This is a genomic window from Lysinibacillus sp. Bpr_S20 (assembly GCF_023337835.1).
In the GTDB taxonomy this organism is placed as follows: Bacteria; Bacillota; Bacilli; order Bacillales_A; family Planococcaceae; genus Lysinibacillus.
In genome coordinates, this window is sequence record NZ_JALNLQ010000005.1 from 228,371 (window position 1) to 244,800 (window position 16,430).

General features: G+C 37.6%; 18 protein-coding genes and 1 pseudogene. 18 read left to right on the top strand and 1 reads right to left on the bottom strand.

The window, feature by feature from the left end; genetic code table 11:
- Positions 1–26: 26 nt before the first annotated feature.
- The 13 genes from MWJ95_RS14915 (at position 27) to MWJ95_RS14975 (ending at position 11,261) form a co-directional block, all read left to right on the top strand.
- The gene (locus tag MWJ95_RS14915) at positions 27–179 is read left to right on the top strand and encodes a hypothetical protein (protein WP_249074654.1); all 153 of its coding nucleotides are present in this window, start codon (positions 27–29) and stop codon (positions 177–179) included.
- A 325-nt stretch (positions 180–504) separates the two neighbouring features.
- Entirely contained in the window at positions 505–1,728 is a 1,224-nt protein-coding gene (locus tag MWJ95_RS14920; protein ID WP_249074655.1) for a substrate-binding domain-containing protein, read from the top strand.
- Between the two features lie 101 nt (positions 1,729–1,829).
- Positions 1,830–2,606 carry an ABC transporter ATP-binding protein gene (locus MWJ95_RS14925; protein WP_249074656.1) on the top strand — a complete coding sequence of 259 codons (777 nt, stop codon included), beginning with the start codon at positions 1,830–1,832 and terminating at the stop codon, positions 2,604–2,606.
- Entirely contained in the window at positions 2,581–3,288 is a 708-nt protein-coding gene (locus MWJ95_RS14930; RefSeq protein ID WP_249074657.1) for an ABC transporter ATP-binding protein, read from the top strand. Before MWJ95_RS14925 ends, MWJ95_RS14930 begins: the two co-directional genes overlap by 26 nt.
- 15 nt (positions 3,289–3,303) lie before the next feature.
- Entirely contained in the window at positions 3,304–4,176 is an 873-nt protein-coding gene (locus MWJ95_RS14935; protein WP_249106491.1) for a branched-chain amino acid ABC transporter permease, read from the top strand.
- The gene (locus MWJ95_RS14940; RefSeq protein WP_249074659.1) at positions 4,173–5,192 is read left to right on the top strand and encodes a branched-chain amino acid ABC transporter permease; all 1,020 of its coding nucleotides are present in this window, start codon (positions 4,173–4,175) and stop codon (positions 5,190–5,192) included. The genes MWJ95_RS14935 and MWJ95_RS14940 overlap by 4 nt, the downstream gene beginning before the upstream one ends.
- The gene (locus MWJ95_RS14945; RefSeq protein ID WP_249074660.1) at positions 5,189–6,193 is read left to right on the top strand and encodes a 3-oxoacyl-ACP synthase; all 1,005 of its coding nucleotides are present in this window, start codon (positions 5,189–5,191) and stop codon (positions 6,191–6,193) included. The genes MWJ95_RS14940 and MWJ95_RS14945 overlap by 4 nt, the downstream gene beginning before the upstream one ends.
- Positions 6,194–6,204: 11 nt before the next feature.
- The gene (gene phaZ, locus MWJ95_RS14950; protein ID WP_249074661.1) at positions 6,205–7,116 is read left to right on the top strand and encodes an intracellular short-chain-length polyhydroxyalkanoate depolymerase; all 912 of its coding nucleotides are present in this window, start codon (positions 6,205–6,207) and stop codon (positions 7,114–7,116) included.
- Positions 7,100–7,831 (top strand): 3-oxoacyl-ACP reductase FabG, encoded by a 732-nt coding sequence (gene fabG, locus MWJ95_RS14955; protein ID WP_249074662.1) that lies wholly within the window; start codon positions 7,100–7,102, stop codon positions 7,829–7,831. The genes phaZ and fabG overlap by 17 nt, the downstream gene beginning before the upstream one ends.
- Positions 7,832–7,847: 16 nt before the next feature.
- Complete coding sequence (locus MWJ95_RS14960; RefSeq protein WP_249074663.1) at positions 7,848–9,305, top strand: class I adenylate-forming enzyme family protein; 1,458 nt, start codon at positions 7,848–7,850, stop codon at positions 9,303–9,305.
- A gap of 175 nt (positions 9,306–9,480) precedes the next feature.
- Positions 9,481–9,843 (top strand): hypothetical protein, encoded by a 363-nt coding sequence (locus MWJ95_RS14965; protein ID WP_249074664.1) that lies wholly within the window; start codon positions 9,481–9,483, stop codon positions 9,841–9,843.
- Between the two features lie 107 nt (positions 9,844–9,950).
- On the top strand, positions 9,951–10,382 hold the full coding sequence (locus tag MWJ95_RS14970; RefSeq protein WP_249106492.1) for a MarR family winged helix-turn-helix transcriptional regulator: 432 nt from the start codon (positions 9,951–9,953) through the stop codon (positions 10,380–10,382).
- Between the two features lie 18 nt (positions 10,383–10,400).
- A complete protein-coding gene (locus tag MWJ95_RS14975; RefSeq protein ID WP_249106495.1) occupies positions 10,401–11,261 on the top strand; it encodes an MBL fold metallo-hydrolase in 861 nt (286 codons plus the stop codon).
- Positions 11,262–11,330: 69 nt separating this feature from the next.
- Here MWJ95_RS14975 and MWJ95_RS14980 read toward each other — a convergent pair.
- Positions 11,331–11,883: pseudogene (locus MWJ95_RS14980) on the bottom strand (DEAD/DEAH box helicase family protein).
- Between the two features lie 295 nt (positions 11,884–12,178).
- On the opposite strand from MWJ95_RS14980, the gene MWJ95_RS14985 reads away from it, so the two are divergent.
- From MWJ95_RS14985 to MWJ95_RS15005, 5 genes are all read left to right on the top strand, one after another.
- Entirely contained in the window at positions 12,179–13,873 is a 1,695-nt protein-coding gene (locus tag MWJ95_RS14985; RefSeq protein ID WP_249106496.1) for a methyl-accepting chemotaxis protein, read from the top strand.
- 247 nt (positions 13,874–14,120) lie between these two features.
- Positions 14,121–14,351: a hypothetical protein gene (locus MWJ95_RS14990; RefSeq protein ID WP_249074668.1), complete on the top strand. Its 231-nt coding sequence runs from the start codon at positions 14,121–14,123 to the stop codon at positions 14,349–14,351.
- 23 nt (positions 14,352–14,374) lie between these two features.
- A complete protein-coding gene (locus MWJ95_RS14995; RefSeq protein WP_249074669.1) occupies positions 14,375–14,845 on the top strand; it encodes a GNAT family N-acetyltransferase in 471 nt (156 codons plus the stop codon).
- A gap of 225 nt (positions 14,846–15,070) precedes the next feature.
- Positions 15,071–15,613 (top strand): GNAT family N-acetyltransferase, encoded by a 543-nt coding sequence (locus MWJ95_RS15000; protein ID WP_249106558.1) that lies wholly within the window; start codon positions 15,071–15,073, stop codon positions 15,611–15,613.
- A gap of 221 nt (positions 15,614–15,834) precedes the next feature.
- The gene (locus MWJ95_RS15005) at positions 15,835–16,278 is read left to right on the top strand and encodes a hypothetical protein (protein ID WP_249074670.1); all 444 of its coding nucleotides are present in this window, start codon (positions 15,835–15,837) and stop codon (positions 16,276–16,278) included.
- The last annotated feature ends 152 nt before the right edge of the window (positions 16,279–16,430 follow it).

The following is a 16,430-nucleotide window of genomic DNA, read 5'->3' on the forward strand; positions in this document are numbered from 1 at the left end:
CCGTTTCTGTAAAAGTAGCTCTCCACATGAAGGGAGATATCGATATTTTTCGAAAGTTGGGCGATAAATTGATAAAGTTGGTCGATAAATTAAAAAAGTTGGGTGATAAATTAAAAAAGTTAGGTGATAAATTAAAAAAGTTAGTCGATAAACAATCAAAAGTTCTCGATAAATCTTAAAATTGTCTCGATAAACTCTCATCTTGACGAGAAAAGGCAGCTCGCTGTCGTTGCGCTTCGCTGTACTTTCGCGACAGAGAGAACTTGCAGCTGTCGTTCCACTTCGCTACACTTTCGCTGCAGAAAAATGAGCTGCCCAAATAGGGCAGCTCATTAAAACCTTTTGTCGCTGTCGTTGCGCTAACGCTACACTTTCGCGACAAAGATAGTTGGTTCAGTAAACTGACCCAACTATCTTGTAACTAATTTGTAACTGAAGTTTTATATAGTGAACTTAGCAACGAAAGCGCTTTCTTTTTAGTTCATGATGAAGGGGGATAATGGGATGAAGAAGCATTGGTTAATGGTGCTTTTATTGATGATGACGATGTTGATGGTGGCTTGTAATTCGGATAAGTCGAAGGATCGTTCTTCAGGGGATGATACGAAGGGGTCTTCTGAGGAAGGGGGCACTATTAAAATTGGGGTGCTAGCTTCCTTGACGGGTGCTCTGGAGTCGTATGGGAAACAAACACAGCGTGGCTTTGACTTAGGGATTGATTATGCGACAGGTGGGACGATGGAGGTTAACGGGAAGAAAATAGAAATTGTTTATGAAGATACTGAAACAAAGCCTGAGGTTGCGGTCCAAAAAGCGACAAAGTTATTAGAAGATGACAAGGTTGATTTTTTAGTAGGATCTTCTAGCTCAGGTGATACGCTTGCTGTGCTACCACTTGCGGAAGAGTATCAAAAGATTATGGTGGTGGAGCCTGCGGTGGCAGATAGTATTACGGGCACTGATTTTAATAAATATATTTTCCGTACAGGCCGAAATTCTTCTCAGGACGCTTATGCAGCGGCGGCAGCGATTGCAGGAAAAGGTGTTAAAATTGCAACATTTGCACCGGATTATTCTTTTGGCTGGGACGGGGTAAAAGCCTTTAAGACAGCGGCGGAAAAGCTAGGCGCGGAAATTGTTTTGGAGGAATATGCTGATCCGGCAGCAACAGATTTTACATCTAATTTGCAAAAAGTAATTGATGCCAAACCGGATTATTTATTTGTTGTATGGGCGGGTGCAAACTCACCGTGGAATCAAATTGCCGATCTAAAAATTCAAGAAAAAGGCATTAAAATTTCAACAGGTGCACCAGATATTATTGCATTAAAATTTATGAATCCGTTAATTGGCATGGAAGGATTCTCTGTTTATTATCATACGTTGCCACAAAATGATGTAAATAAATGGTTGGTTGAGGAACATAAAAAACGATTCAATGAAGTTCCGGATTTATTTACACCAGGAGGCATGTCTGCTGCTATCTCAATTGTAGATGCTTTGAAAAAATCAAATGGAGATACAGATGCGGATAAACTGATTGGCATTATGGAAGGGATGACATTTGAAACGCCAAAAGGAAAAATGACTTTCCGAAAAGAAGATCATCAAGCATTACAGTCAATGTATTCGATCCGTTTAGAGAAACAAGAGGGTGTGGATTATCCAGTACCAGTGCTAATTCGTGAGCTTAGCCCTGATGAAACGGCCCCTCCGGTTATGAAATAGTGAAATAAGAGACAGATAAATTTTTATGATTCTGTCTCTCTTCATCTACTTTCACTTGAGAATGGATGAAGAGAGATAGAAGGACTAGAAAGGAGAATACGATGGAACCAATTTTAAGAACAGAAAACTTAACTATTCGTTTTGGCGGACACACAGCTGTCGACCATGTGAATTTTACTATGCCAGAAAAACATTTGAAATCAATTATAGGACCAAATGGAGCTGGGAAAACAACCTTCTTTAATTTGATTAGTGGAGAGTTAAAGCCGACTGCCGGGGATGTCTATTTTAAGGGGCAATCACTTGCGCAAAAATCAGCAATCGAAAGAACACGCATGGGGCTAGGGCGATCTTTTCAAATTACGAATGTTTTTCCGAACCTGACAGTTTTAGAAAATGTCCGTTTGGCTGTGCAATCGAAGGAAAAAATACGTTATCAAATATTTCGCCATTATAAAAGCTATCAGGCAATTACTGAAAAAGCGGAGGAGCTATTATCGCTAGTGTTGCTTGACAATAAAAGGGATGCCCTCACGACAATGCTTTCGCACGGGGAAAAGAGAAAGCTTGAGATTGCGATGTTGTTAGCACTGGATACGGAAATTCTTTTACTAGATGAACCAACGGCAGGGATGTCTTTAGAGGAGGTACCAACGATTTTAGAGGTGATTCGCACGATTAAAAAGCAAGGCAATAAAACGATTCTACTGATTGAGCACAAGATGGATATGATTATCGATTTGTCGGACTCAATTATGGTGCTATTTAATGGTCAGCTTCTTGCGGATGGAACACCAGAGGATATTATGCAAAATGAAACCGTACAAAATGCATATTTAGGAGGTTTGTACGATGAACACCTTACTGAAATTAAATGATGTCCACACATATATCGGGCAATATCATATTTTGCAGGGAGTCAACTTTGAGGCGATGGAGGGGCAGGTCAGCGTACTACTTGGCAGAAATGGGGCAGGGAAAACGACTACTTTAAAAACGATTATGGGGTTAACGCCTGCTTCGAAGGGAGACGTAGAATTTCGCTCACAATCTATTAAGAAAAACCCAACTTTTAAAGTTGCAAAATTAGGAATAGGCTACGTACCGGAAAACCAAGGGATTTTTGCAGATTTAACGGTAGAGGAAAATATGAAAGTGGCCATGCGAAAAGAAGATACAGCTACGTTAGAGAGACAAAATTATGTGCTGGAGCTATTTCCTGATTTAAAGAAATTTTGGAAGAAGGCTGGTGGCCATCTTTCCGGTGGTCAAAAACAAATGCTGTCTATGGCCCGGGCGTTTATTAACGATAGTAAGTTAATGTTGATTGATGAGCCTTCTAAAGGACTCGCGCCCATAGTGGTAGAGAAAGTTATGGAGGCCATTGTTGAAATGAAAAAGCAAACGTCCATCGTACTTGTTGAGCAAAACTTTATGATGGCGAGTCGCATTGGCGATACGTATACATTGATTGATGATGGTAGAACCGTTCACGCGGGCGAAATGAAAGATTTGATCCATCATGAAGAACTGAAAAGAAAATATCTTGGAATCGGATAAAGGTGGTGTACTTTATTGGAGCTAATCGTCAATTTAGTCATTAATGGCCTTGCAACTGGTATGCTAATTTTTTTACTGGCGGCTGGACTAACGCTAATTTTTGGATTAATGGATGTTTTGAACTTTGCACATGGTGGTTTATTTGTTTGGGGGGCTTATGCTGGGATTTTTACGTATATGTTCACAGAGAGCTTTGTCATTGGCATTGTAGGTGCCATCGTAACAGGAGCTTTACTAGGGCTTATGACAGAAAAATTAATTATAACACCTGTTTATGGCAATCATATTCAGCAAATTTTAATTACTTTAGGGCTAATGCTTGTGCTGCAGGAGTTGATTAAAGTAGTTTTTGGTCCAAATGGGGTGGCGGTGAAAACGCCTAGTTATTTAGCAGGTAGCTGGGAAATAGGTGACGTTATTATTATTAAATATCGCTTGTTTATTATTATAGTAGGTTTTATCATTTTCGGTATTTTCCAATACATGCTTAAGATGACGAAGGTTGGACTCATCGTTCGAGCAGGTGTACAGGATAAAGAAATGGCACAGGCACTTGGCATTCATATAAAGCGTGTATTTTTATATGTTTTTATGGTTGGCGCGGCACTAGCTGCACTTAGTGGGATGTTAATGGCTCCGTATTCAGGTGTCATCTATGCGGAAATGGGCATGGAGTATGCGATTTTAGGCTTTATCGTGGTCGTAATCGGTGGCATGGGCAGTTTTTCGGGCTCGCTTCTGGCAGCTATATTAGTCGGCTTAGCAGGAAGCTTTATGGCTTATTATGTGCCGGTGTTATCGCTTGCGGTCAATATGATTTTAATGGCCATCGTGTTAATTTTCCGCCCACAAGGTTTATTTGCTATGAGAAAGGAGAGATCAACATGAAAATCAAGCTTTCATTACGCCATCTAAGCTTTTTCCTCATGTTAGCCATTTTAGTGCTTCTCCCTTTCGTCAATGATTCAAGAACGCTCATAATTTTATTAACACAAATTTTTATTTTCGGTATTTTAGCGATGAGCTATGACATTCTTCTTGGCTATACAGGTATTGTGTCGTTTGGGCATGCTATGTTTTTTGGTTTAGGTGCTTACACAACGGCTGTTATGTTGAAACAAATGGAGCCAACACTGTCGACATTTTTACTATCTATAGTCGTTGGCATATTGCTAGCTGGCATTATTAGCTTCGTAGTAGGATTGCTGACACTTCGATTAAAAAGCCATTTCTTTGCGATGTTGACGTTATCTTTTTCGGGACTATTTTTAGTAGTGGCGGAAAAATGGCGTTCAGTCACATACGGAAATGATGGTTTTACGTTTAGAGCACCCGAAATATTTAGAGATCGAATGACGTTTTATTTCTTCGTGCTAACATGCTTAGTCATTATTTTTATGGCGCTGTATCGCTTTGTGAACTCGCCAACTGGTCGAATTTTAATTGCTGTTCGGGAAAATGAACAACGAACAAAATCATTAGGATACAACACTTTGTACTATAAAGTGATTGCTTCAATTGTCGCCGGTACCGTTGCCAGCTTAGCGGGCTCCTTATATGCTATCTCTTTGCGATTTGTCAATACGAGTGTAATGACGATGGATATTACGTTAGATGCATTATTAATGACGATTATTGGCGGTGTCGGCACATTAGTAGGCCCATTATTAGGGTCGGCTGTTATTGAATATGCACAGCATGCGCTTTCGGGGCTTGCGCGTGATTATCCAATTTTTGAACGGTGGATTATTTTCTTTGGGATTCTTTATATTTTAGCGGTTATCTTTTTCCCAAAAGGAATTATTGGCTCATTGCGCATGCTGTTCTGGAAATGGCGATGGAAGCATAAGGAAAAAGATCAATCAGCGGTGGCCTTGTCACAGGAAAAGGAGCGATTTGAATGACTGTTGGCATTGTAAGTACAGGACTCTATATTCCGAACACGAAAATGACATCTAAAGAGATCGCGGCGCTTTCCAATATTCCAGAGGATATTATTCGACAAAAAATGGGTATTTATGAAAAGCCTATTCCTGGTGAGCACGATCATACGGTTCAAATGGGGATATGGGCAGCACAGGACGCTCTACGCAAATCTAATGTCGACCCAAAGGACATTGATATTGTGATTTATATGGGAGAGGAGCATAAGGAATATCCATTGTGGACGGCCTCGATAAAAATGCAGGAGGAGCTTGGAGCTGTGAATGCTTGGGCATTCGATGTGCAATTAAGATGCGGCACGACCATTATGGCACTAAAGCTAGCGAAAAGTTTAATGGCCTCGGATGAATCTGTTCATACCGTACTTCTAGCTGGTGGCTATCGAAATGTGGATTTTATCGATTACAGTAATCCTCGAACACGCTTTATGTACAATTTAGCCGCTGGTGGCGGTGCTATTCTTTTACAGAAAGACTATGACAAAAATCATTTATTAGAGGCGGATATTATGACGGATGGCTCGTTCTCAGAGGATGTAGTCGTGCCTGTCGGTGGTACAAAAAAACCTTTGACGTCAGCTGATTTAGAAAATAATTTGTATCAGCTCGATGTGATTGACCCAATGGGTATGAAGGACCGCTTAGAGCAAAAATCTTTAAGCAATTTCTTGAAGGTAATTCGAACATCCCTGGCGAAAAGTGGATTACATGAGGGGGATATTAGCTATTTAGCAATGCTTCACATGAAAAAATCTGCCCATGATTATATTTTATCTGAACTCGGCTTAGAGCAGGAGCAGTCCATATACTTACAAAATTATGGTCATATCGGACAGATTGATCAAATAGTATCGTTACAGCTGGCATTAGAGGAAGGCCGTATTCATGATGGCGACATCGTTACACTTGTCAGTGCAGGTATTGGCTATGTTTGGGGAGCTATTACGATTCGATGGGGATAAGGGGGATTTCGATGTTAAAAACGGTTCAGCTATCAAATGGAGAAACAATTGCCTACCGTGAACGCCAAGGGGGAGAACGTGTTTTATTACTGATTCATGGCAATATGACTTCCTCCAAGCATTGGGACGTACTAATCGACGAGTTGGATGAAAAATATACAATTTACGCCATGGATTTACGGGGCTTTGGTGGTTCATCTTATCATCAGCCAATTTCCACGATTAAAGATTTTAGTGATGATGTGAAGCTTTTTGTGGATGCCATTCAATTGCAACATTTTGACATGATTGGCTGGTCAACGGGCGGAGCGGTATGTATGCAATTTGTTGCTCAGTATCCAGGCTATTGTCAGCAACTTATTTTACTAGCCTCGGCATCTACAAGGGGTTTTCCATTTTACACGGATTTAGGTACTGGCAATCAATCAGCATTCAAAAGGGCTTTTACCTATGAGGAAGTACTCGTCGATACATCTAAAACAAAATTAGTACAAGGCTTCTATGATTCGAAAAATGTACAGGGCTTACAGTCCCTCTGGAACGCACTTATTTATACACATAAACAGCCTAGCCCGGAACACTATCAGACATATGTGGAGGATATGCTGACGCAACGAAATTTAGCTGAAGTTTATCATGCATTAAATGTCTTTAATATAAGTGCTGTTGATCATGAGGTCGCAAAAGGTTCTCATGAGGTACAACAGATCACCATTCCGGTTTTAGTGTTAAGAGGTGATCGCGATTTTGTCATAACAGAAGGAATGAATGACGAAACATTGCTTGATTTAGGTGCAAATGCACAATTTGTCAGCTTAAAAGACTGTGGTCACTCTCCGTTAATTGATGACTTACTACAGCTGACTCTAGAAATTGAAGCTTTTTTAGAAACAGGAGGAAAAAACTATGCGTTTAAACAATAAAGTTGCCATTATTACAGGAGCTGCGAACGGGATTGGCTATGCTGCAGCCGAACGATTTATTGAAGAGGGCGCCTTCATTGTCGTTGCAGATTTTAATGAGGATGCTGGTATGTCAGCTGCCGAGCATTTAGGGGATCAAGCATTATTTGTGCAAGTAGACGTTGCAGATCGAGAGAGCGTCAAAAACCTAGTGGCAACAGTTATAGAGCAAAAGGGCCGTGTCGATATTTTAGTGAACAATGCAGGAATCACACGTGATGCGATGCTAACAAAAATGACAGAAAATCAGTTTCACCAAGTACTTGATGTGAATTTGACTGGCGTTTTCAATTGTACGCAAGAGGTTATTCCACATATGATTGCTGCCGGTGGTGGCAAAATTATTAATACATCTTCTGTTAGTGGGGTATATGGGAATGTTGGTCAAACGAATTACGCTGCCACAAAGGCGGCCATTGTCGGTATGACAAAAACTTGGGCGAAGGAATTGGGGCGCAAGGGAATTAACGTTAATGCGGTGGCACCTGGCTTTACTGAAACAGACATGGTGAAAAAAATGCCAGAAAATATTCTGGCACAAATGCGCTCCATCGTGCCACTGCAAAGATTAGGAACACCGAGAGATATTGCCAATGCCTATTTATTTTTAGCATCTGATGAGGCTTCCTATGTCCACGGTCACACGCTTCATGTGGATGGAGCAATTATGATGTAATAAGGGGGCTTTCAAGATGTTTGTAGAGCAATCCTGGATTTTAAAACGTGCATCGTTAACGCCCAAACGTATCGCATTGGTGAACCTAGAAACAAAGGAGCAGTGGACTTATCAGCAATTAACAGAGGAAATCACCAAATGGAGTCATTTTTTTGAATGCCAAAATTTGCAGGTAGGTAGTCGAGTGGCTGTATTCGCGAAAAATCGCATCCAGCTTTTTTCGATCTTATTTGCCTGTGGACTAAGAGGACTGATCTACGTGCCATTAAATTGGCGTATGAGTCAGAAGGAATTAGAGGAGATTTTAACGGATGCTACGCCTTCTTTACTGCTTTACGATGAAGAAATGAATTGCCCTGTTTCTTTAGAAAACATGCATTCTCTGCGTTTAGCTAGTGAAAAGGCTGTACTTAGCATTCGAGAAGTAGACCTTAATGATCCGTGGCTAATGATTTACACAGGGGGCACAACAGGCAAGGCAAAGGGCGTTGTACTATCCTTTAATTCTGTGAACTGGAACGCCATTAATACCATTATTAGCTGGGGCTTGAGTGATCGTGATTGTACGTTAAATTATATGCCGTTGTTTCATACAGGCGGTTTGAATGCCTTATGTATACCGCTGTTAATGGCTGGCGGTACAGTTGTGATTGGAGATAAGTTTGAGGCAGAAAACGCGCTTAAGGCAATTAATCAGTATAAAACGACGATTTCGCTTTTTGTTCCGACAATGTACCAAGCGATGATTGCGACAGAATACTTTAAGAAAAGTAACTTCCCATCCATGAACGTATTTTTATCAGGGGGGGCGCCATGCCCATATCCAATTTATGACGCATTTATTAAAAAGGGGCTATTTTTTAAAGAGGGCTATGGGTTAACAGAGGCGGGACCCAATAATTTTTATATTTCACGAGAGGCTGCTTATGTGAAAAAGGGTGCGGTAGGGAAGACCATGCAATTTAATGAAGCCAAAATTATCGATAGTGCTGGACAAAGTTGTGGGCCAAACGAAGTGGGAGAGCTATTGGTCAGAGGAAAGCATATGTTTCGGTTTTACTGGAATAATCAGCAGGAGACGGAAAAAATCATTCATAACGGGTGGTTAAAAACAGGCGACTTAGCCATGATGGATGACGATGGTGACTTTTATATTGTTGGTCGTAGTAAAGAGATGATTATTTCAGGCGGAGAAAACGTGTATCCACAGGAAGTAGAGCAATGTATTTTGCGCCATCATCTAGTGCAAGAGGTCGCAGTAATTGGTGTGGCAGATGATTATTGGGGAGAAATCGTGGCGGCTTTTATCGTTTGTCCAGATCAGGATGACACGATACTAGAGGAAATCAACGAAATTTGTAACAAGAATTTAGGTCGTTACAAAATTCCTAAAAAGATTATTGTCATCGATGAATTGCCAAAAACAAGTGTTGGGAAAATTGATAAAAAGGCATTGCAAATATATGCTAAATAACAAAAACGCTTGGAGTTCCAGGCGTTTTTGGGGGTTCTATAAATATTTCGAGAAGGGACAAATATCTTTAAAGATAGAAGAAGCTGTCTTTGCAAATATGTTAAAATATTGCGAGTGAAATCAGGTTCTAGAAACCTTATCATGTATCCTGAAACGAAGAAAGGTAAGTACTATTATGGAAAACGTTACAAATATAGAAAAATTGGAATCAATAAAATCTTTACAATCGACAATCCGTAAACTCGAAAATGCCCTGTCCCAGATGACCCAGAAAGGCGCAAATACTACCTTAGTAAAGAAACGCCTCAAAGCTGTTGTCATTGGCTTAGCATCGCTAGAAAACGTTTGGAATCAAAGCTCCCAATATTATACCCAGGAAGATTTAGCAGAAGCCCGTAATGTTCTTGCTGGTTTATTACCATCTATTGAGAACATCTATATGAAGTCAAAAGTTGGTAGTCCCCAAAGAACGCTTTTAGAAAGAAGAATTAAAGCGTTGGAACTGGCTGTTCAAGCGATTGATGAGCTTTTGATATAATGGAAAATAATAGTGCCCATCTTTAATAAGCTCTTACAATAATTGACAAACGAATGATAGTTAAATAAACTTAACTTAACTAAAGTGAGATAGGGGTTGATAAATCTGTGCACGATTATTTAACAATTATAGACAACATCAATCAAAAGTTTGAGCAGTTCAAATTGTTAGTTTTACAAGAAACCAAAGAAGTTGAGGAATTAGAGAACTTTCACTTAACTCCTCAACAAGAAATTATAATGTTTTATATCATTCGCAATGAGCCAGTAATCGCGAATGATATTGCACATCATTTTGGTATTTCAAAAAGTGCGGTTAGTCAAGTAATTTCAAAGCTAGAAGAAATAAAAATGATCGATCGTCAAGAGAATTCAATAAACCGTAGAGAGACTTTCATTTATCTTGGGGATAGAGGTCAAGAGTTTCATCAGCTTCTAAATAAAATTGACGCCATTCTTGTGGAAAAATATTATTCGAAAGTTACCTTAACAGAGTTAGAAAATGTTCTTGATACTTTAAATAAGATTGTCGGGACTTAAAACACAATGGGGGTTAAGATGATGGATAAAAATTTGAAACAACTAACAAATCGTATATATTATTTACCGCATGATCCTGGAACAGATCGACCAATACTGTCTGCCATTTGTGGGGATGACGAAACATTAATTGTAGATGCAGGAAATTCTGATAAACACGCTAAGTTATTTCTTGGTGAACTAAATCAAATTCAAATGGCTAATTATCAATCTGTAGTATTAACACATTGGCATTGGGATCATAGTTTTGGAACAAATCAGATGAATCTATTTACGATAGCACATGAAAACACAAAAATGCATCTTGAAAAAATGGCGGAATATGATTGGTCAAATGAAGCTTTAGATAATCGTGTTGAAAAAGGACTAGAGAATCAGTTTTGCTCCGACATGATAAAAAAAGAATTTGGCGAAGACAGAAATATCACCATCACTTTACCTAATACAACTTTTAAAGATAAATATGAGATTGATTTAGGTGGTATTCGGTGTGAAGTCAAACATGTAGGTGGAGATCATTCTGATGACTCATCCATCATTTTTGTAGAGGAAGAAAAGGTACTTTTCTTAGGCGATTGTTTGTATCCGAGTATATACACACAACAACCACAATATAAAATTGATAATGTTAGACGTCTCTTAGAAATCATTGAAATGTTCGATGCTGAAATCTATGTAATTTCACATGAACCCCCATTAAACAAAGAGGATTTTATAGGCTATATAATGTTATTGAAGTTAATTTGTGATTTAACGCAAAAACATCAAAGTAACCACTTGAATTTAGTGGATGAACTATCTTCTCAACTAAATCGTCCTTTAAGTCAGTTGGAAGAAGAAATAGTATATTGTTTTATTAACGGATTAACAGTTGATTAAAATAATATTAGAAGTGGTCTGTAGTTTTAAAACCGAAAAAACGCTTGGGAACCCAGGCGTTTTTCAATTCTATAAATGAAATTCTTCCTTAATACTCAAAGCAACTTCTTCGGCACTTACGTTTGTGTTGTTAATCTTGAGATAGTTTGCATAATTTATTTCTCCATCTAAGGAATTTAATCTGTACTTTTCCAATGAGCTTTTCAAGTCTTGTTCAGACCAATCAATATTTCTTTTTGAAGGTTTATGCTCAAGTCGATTAGCACTTTTATTTCGGTCCAGTCTTTCTACTACATCAGCTTCAAGCTAAGTAGACAGTCCCTCCTCTGGATTCAAAAAGCTTGGTGAGATCGTCCCATAGTCCCAATCCTCTTGCATTTTAAAAGCCCAGACATAAGTGAAAATTAAACCATACAAATTTCTTTTATACCTCTTCAAATATTTCCTGACGAAACAAATTCACTAATCGTTTTCCTTCAGTCGTACCATAACCAAAAAAATGACCAACTAAATCGATCGTCATATGATTATGAAAAAGTTTCAAATCTGTTACTTTAGCTAATTCCTGTCCAATAGTCATTTTCCCTACTGCTTGAGGACCAAATATTAAAACAAGTTTCATAGTCTCTCACCCCTTTTTTAGATATATTAACATAAATTTCAAACTACCCCTAATAAATGAAGGGATGTAGTTTTGCACTGAAAGTTGACAACTTTTCAAAAGTAATGCTATGGAAATTAACCCAACAAAATGAATATATATTATTTCCAACTCCGAACTAGAGCAACCTATATTGATTAAAAATGTTAATTTATTGATAATGTATTGAAACTATTTATAGAATCATGTTTAATAAACTTGGCTTACTTTTTATACATAATATTCCTAATAAATATGAGAAAGGATTGATGAATCTTTGCGCACTTTTAAAATTAGTACAAAATTTAATTTACTTTTAGTGGGAGTCATCCTATTTTTAAGCGTCATGATTGGTTTTGTATCCCATATACAAGTGAAGCAAATTATGCTTAGCAATTTTGAGCAGAGTGTAACCCATATTTCGAAGGTCGGCTATAAGCTTCTTGATGAAAGATTTCAGGGAGATTGGACTATAAAAGATGGGGAACTTTACAAAGGGGATACAAAAATAGTTGATCAGGATGCTTTTGTCGATGAAGTAGGAGAAAGCATCGACGGTGGCGTAACTATTTTCCAAGGCTCAAAAGGACTTATCACCAATCTAAAGCTAAATGGGGAACGTTTAGTTGGTAAAGATGCTGATCCAAATGTCGTTGAAAAAGTAATGAAAAAAGGGGAAACCTTCATAGGTGAAGCAGATGTAGTAGGCACGAAATATTTAACACTCTATGCACCGATTAAAGATCCAAATGGAGACATCATTGGCATGTGGTTTGTCGGTGAAACGATCGACGGCGTGAATGCTATTATTTTGGCATTTATCGGTAAGCTTCTTATTGTATTGTTCATCGGAGCTGTTATTGCAGTATTAGGTAGTGTCTTTTTCACAAGAGCATTTGTGAAGCCACTTCGTGAAATCAATAATCAACTACGAGACATCGCGGATGGAGAAGGAGATTTAACAAAACAGCTGCAAATTAATTCCAAGGATGAAGCAGGTGAGCTTGCACAATCTTTTAATAAAATGCTGACAAGCTTAAAAGTATTAATGCAACAAATAGCTCAATCCTCTAAACAAGTTGATGTATCCTCAGATGGATTAACGACTAAATCGCAGCAAACGGCAGATATGACGAGAAAACTAACATCCACTTTACAAGAGCTAGCGGATGGTTCAAAAACAACGTTACATAGCACGAGTGATAGCTTAACGGCCATGCAAGAAATGGCGATTGGCATCCAACAAGTTGCTGAAACTGCTTCAACGGTTTCAGATGCTGCAGATTTAATGAGTGATGAGGCTACACAAGGAAATAACTCGTTGAATCGAGTATTGAATCAAATGACAATTATTAACCAATCATCTGAACATGTAGAGGAGCAGGTTCGAATATTAGGTGATCAGTCACAGCAAATTGGCAATATCGTAGATGTCATTACAAGCATCGCTGATCAAACCAATTTACTTGCCTTAAATGCAGCCATTGAAGCGGCTCGTGCGGGTGAGCAAGGAAAAGGCTTTGCTGTCGTTGCAGATGAGGTTCGTAAATTAGCAGAACAATCAAAAGAATCAGCTGATCAAATAGCATCACTTATTCATTCCATACAAAGTGATACGGCCAATGTTATTACGGCTATTTCTAGTAATTCGAAAGAAGCTGCAGCAGGTATGGATGTTGTCGATGATACAAAACTAGCCTTCCATAAAATCATGCAGTCGATTAAAGGTGTTAGTACCCAATTGCATGACATCTCCGCTGTAACGGAGCAAATGTCCGCAAGTGTTGAAGAAGTTACAGCCTCAACAGAAGTGATGGCACGCATTGCAAGCAAGGCAACCGAAGGCACGGAGCACGTTACGTTAACTGCGAAGGAGCAATTAACTTTCATAGATAATATGGCTTCCTCAGCTAAAGAGATGGCACAACAGGCAGACGAGCTTCAAAGCTTATTAAAGAAATTCCAATATTAAAGATGTGAAAAATGTTTGATATCCTAAAGGTTTGAGGTACTTAACGAACAACACAACAACTAATTTTAAAAGAAGGATAGAAGAGCTTGAATCGCACTTTCTATCCTTTTTTACTAAGATGACTCTGTTTACTTTACCAACTAATTTGTTCGTTCAAGCTCAATATATTTAAAATAAATAGGAAATGTATGTTAATATGGTTATTTAATACATAGATGTGGGTTGAATATTTTAAAGGAGTATATTTATGAAAATAGTAGAAAAGTATGGAAAAGTGATAATAAACGACTTTGAATTTTATGGTGAAATTCAACAAGATAAATATTGTTCTAATTGCAAGTTTAATTTAGTATATTATGATGATTTTGATGCTTATTTTTGCCCTAAATGTGATAGTTGGACTGAATCAACATGTAGTGACTCTAATTGCAAATATTGCGCTAACCGACCAGAAAAACCTTTAACTCGCAAGGCGTAAATAAACTAACGGAGATTTAAATAGTGGAAATAAGATTAGGCAAAATCGATGACTTATCGCAAGTGTTGTATATATTGAATGAGGTTACATTAAATTTACAACAAAAAGGAATCCACCAATGGGAATACCCTTGGGATAATATTAAAATTAAAAACCAGATAAAGAATAACTTTTTGTACATTTTAATTGTAGCAGAAGAAATAATAGGAACGTTTTGTATAAATGATATAGAAAATATAAATGAATTTTCCCTTGATGATAAAGGTAAGTATTTATCTCAAATTGCCATTTTATCCAAGTTTCAAGGAAAAAACATTGGTTCTGCTATAACAAAATTTGCTTGTGTTTTTGCAAATGGATTAGATAAAACCCTGTATTTAGATTGTTGGGCTGGAAATGAAAAGTTAAAACAGTTTTATTCAAGGAATGGTTTAGAATATATAGGTGATTTTCCTGAAGAAAACTATTTCGTCAGTATCTTTAAATATAGCTAAATATATTTGCTTACCTCTGATGAGTAAGAAGTTTTAGAGAAAAAGTTAGTCTAAGTTAGTGAATCATGACTTAAACTATTGAGGTTTTACTTGAGGATCATTGAGGCTAACTAACGAAGAAGTCAGTTGGATAAGGGTGAAGTTTCGTCGGCTACTATGTAATGAATGTGAGATATTCAAATTTTAGAAAATAATATAACCAATATTATAGAGGGAGAAGGTATGATGAGTAAATTTCCGATCATAGAAACAGAAAGGTTAATATTAAGAGAAGTAACATCAAAGGATGCAAACGATATGTTTAAATACCTATCAGATAAAGAAGTTGTTAAATACATGGGGTTAGAACCATACAAATCCCCAAATGACGTCATGAGCGAAATAAGATGGTATAAATCTATACTGGAAGAAGGTACAGGTATAAGGTGGGGGATTACACAGAAAAATATTGATGTTGTAATAGGTAGTTGTGGCTTTCTCAATATGCGCCCTAACCATTACCGGGCTGAAATAGGGTTTGAATTAAATAAAGAATATTGGGGTCAAGGAATAGCTGGCGAAGCTTTAGAAGCTGTTATTAAATATGGCTATAAATACCTTGAAATGGAACGAATTGAGGCTCTCATCGAACCTGCGAATTTATCATCACAAAAATTAGTAGAAAATCAGGGGTTTAAAAGAGAAGGTTTATTGAGGCATTATGAATATACTTGTGGCAAATTTGATGATTTATATATGTACTCAATCCTTAAAGGAGACCTCAAATGAATTTAAAAAGGCGATGTATCCTTTTGCTGCTAACGGAGGATTTCACAGAGATCCCATCTTTTTTTACTAATGTTGGTCGTTTTTTATCAACTTGATTAGATGAATAATAAATAGTATCACTTCATTTATTTAACAATCTTGTATTACGAAAATTCGGGATATTAATCTGAGTAAGTGTTTAAACCTTTTACATGGTCATATGTTTAATGTAAAAGGAAGTGATGCTCATTATAAAAAAGGGTAAAATCACTATAATTGGAACCGTAGTCATTTTATTCGTTGTAACCTTTGTACTTCTCGATAATTCCTCAACAAAAGGAAAGATAGCTGAACAACCCCCTTCAAAAAATACTGAAATAAAAATTGAAAATGAAAAGAAATTAAAAGAAGTAGAGGATATTCAATCTCAACTTTATCAAGAAGATGGCCTTTTTGAAAATGTAAGCAATAAATTAACTGAGAAAGGCTATGTTTTTCGTATGTTACTAGCAGTTTATTCAAAAGATGATATTAGGGTGAAATATATTTTAGCAAATAAAGATGCTACAGAATCAGAACGAGAAGAGGTAAAATCCATTTTCTATAGGGCAGTTGAAAGTAATAATCTAGATCCCAATTCATTTAATCTGAAAGTGGCAGATCAAAATGATGGACCAGATTGGTAATGAAGTTGCTTTGCTAACAGGACTTCGTATTATATAGTTTTGTCAGATCAATCGAGTGTCGAACATGGATTTTGCTCCCTACTAGTAGAAATATGTAAGTGGCTGGTTGGGGCTTGAAAGGAGGTTGGTAACCTCCGATTCTTGACCACCAT

Excerpts from the sequence above, each read along its gene's own strand:
- MWJ95_RS14915 (WP_249074654.1), top strand. The coding sequence starts at position 27 with ATGAAGGGAGATATCGATATTTTTCGAAAGTTGGGCGATAAATTGATA.
- MWJ95_RS14920 (WP_249074655.1), top strand. The coding sequence starts at position 505 with ATGAAGAAGCATTGGTTAATGGTGCTTTTATTGATGATGACGATGTTG.
- MWJ95_RS14925 (WP_249074656.1), top strand. The coding sequence starts at position 1,830 with ATGGAACCAATTTTAAGAACAGAAAACTTAACTATTCGTTTTGGCGGA.
- MWJ95_RS14930 (WP_249074657.1), top strand. The coding sequence starts at position 2,581 with ATGAACACCTTACTGAAATTAAATGATGTCCACACATATATCGGGCAA.
- MWJ95_RS14940 (WP_249074659.1), top strand. The coding sequence starts at position 4,173 with ATGAAAATCAAGCTTTCATTACGCCATCTAAGCTTTTTCCTCATGTTA.
- MWJ95_RS14945 (WP_249074660.1), top strand. The coding sequence starts at position 5,189 with ATGACTGTTGGCATTGTAAGTACAGGACTCTATATTCCGAACACGAAA.
- phaZ (WP_249074661.1), top strand. The coding sequence starts at position 6,205 with ATGTTAAAAACGGTTCAGCTATCAAATGGAGAAACAATTGCCTACCGT.
- fabG (WP_249074662.1), top strand. The coding sequence starts at position 7,100 with ATGCGTTTAAACAATAAAGTTGCCATTATTACAGGAGCTGCGAACGGG.
- MWJ95_RS14960 (WP_249074663.1), top strand. The coding sequence starts at position 7,848 with ATGTTTGTAGAGCAATCCTGGATTTTAAAACGTGCATCGTTAACGCCC.
- MWJ95_RS14965 (WP_249074664.1), top strand. The coding sequence starts at position 9,481 with ATGGAAAACGTTACAAATATAGAAAAATTGGAATCAATAAAATCTTTA.
- MWJ95_RS14975 (WP_249106495.1), top strand. The coding sequence starts at position 10,401 with ATGATGGATAAAAATTTGAAACAACTAACAAATCGTATATATTATTTA.
- MWJ95_RS14990 (WP_249074668.1), top strand. The coding sequence starts at position 14,121 with ATGAAAATAGTAGAAAAGTATGGAAAAGTGATAATAAACGACTTTGAA.
- MWJ95_RS15000 (WP_249106558.1), top strand. The coding sequence starts at position 15,071 with ATGAGTAAATTTCCGATCATAGAAACAGAAAGGTTAATATTAAGAGAA.
- MWJ95_RS15005 (WP_249074670.1), top strand. The coding sequence starts at position 15,835 with ATGCTCATTATAAAAAAGGGTAAAATCACTATAATTGGAACCGTAGTC.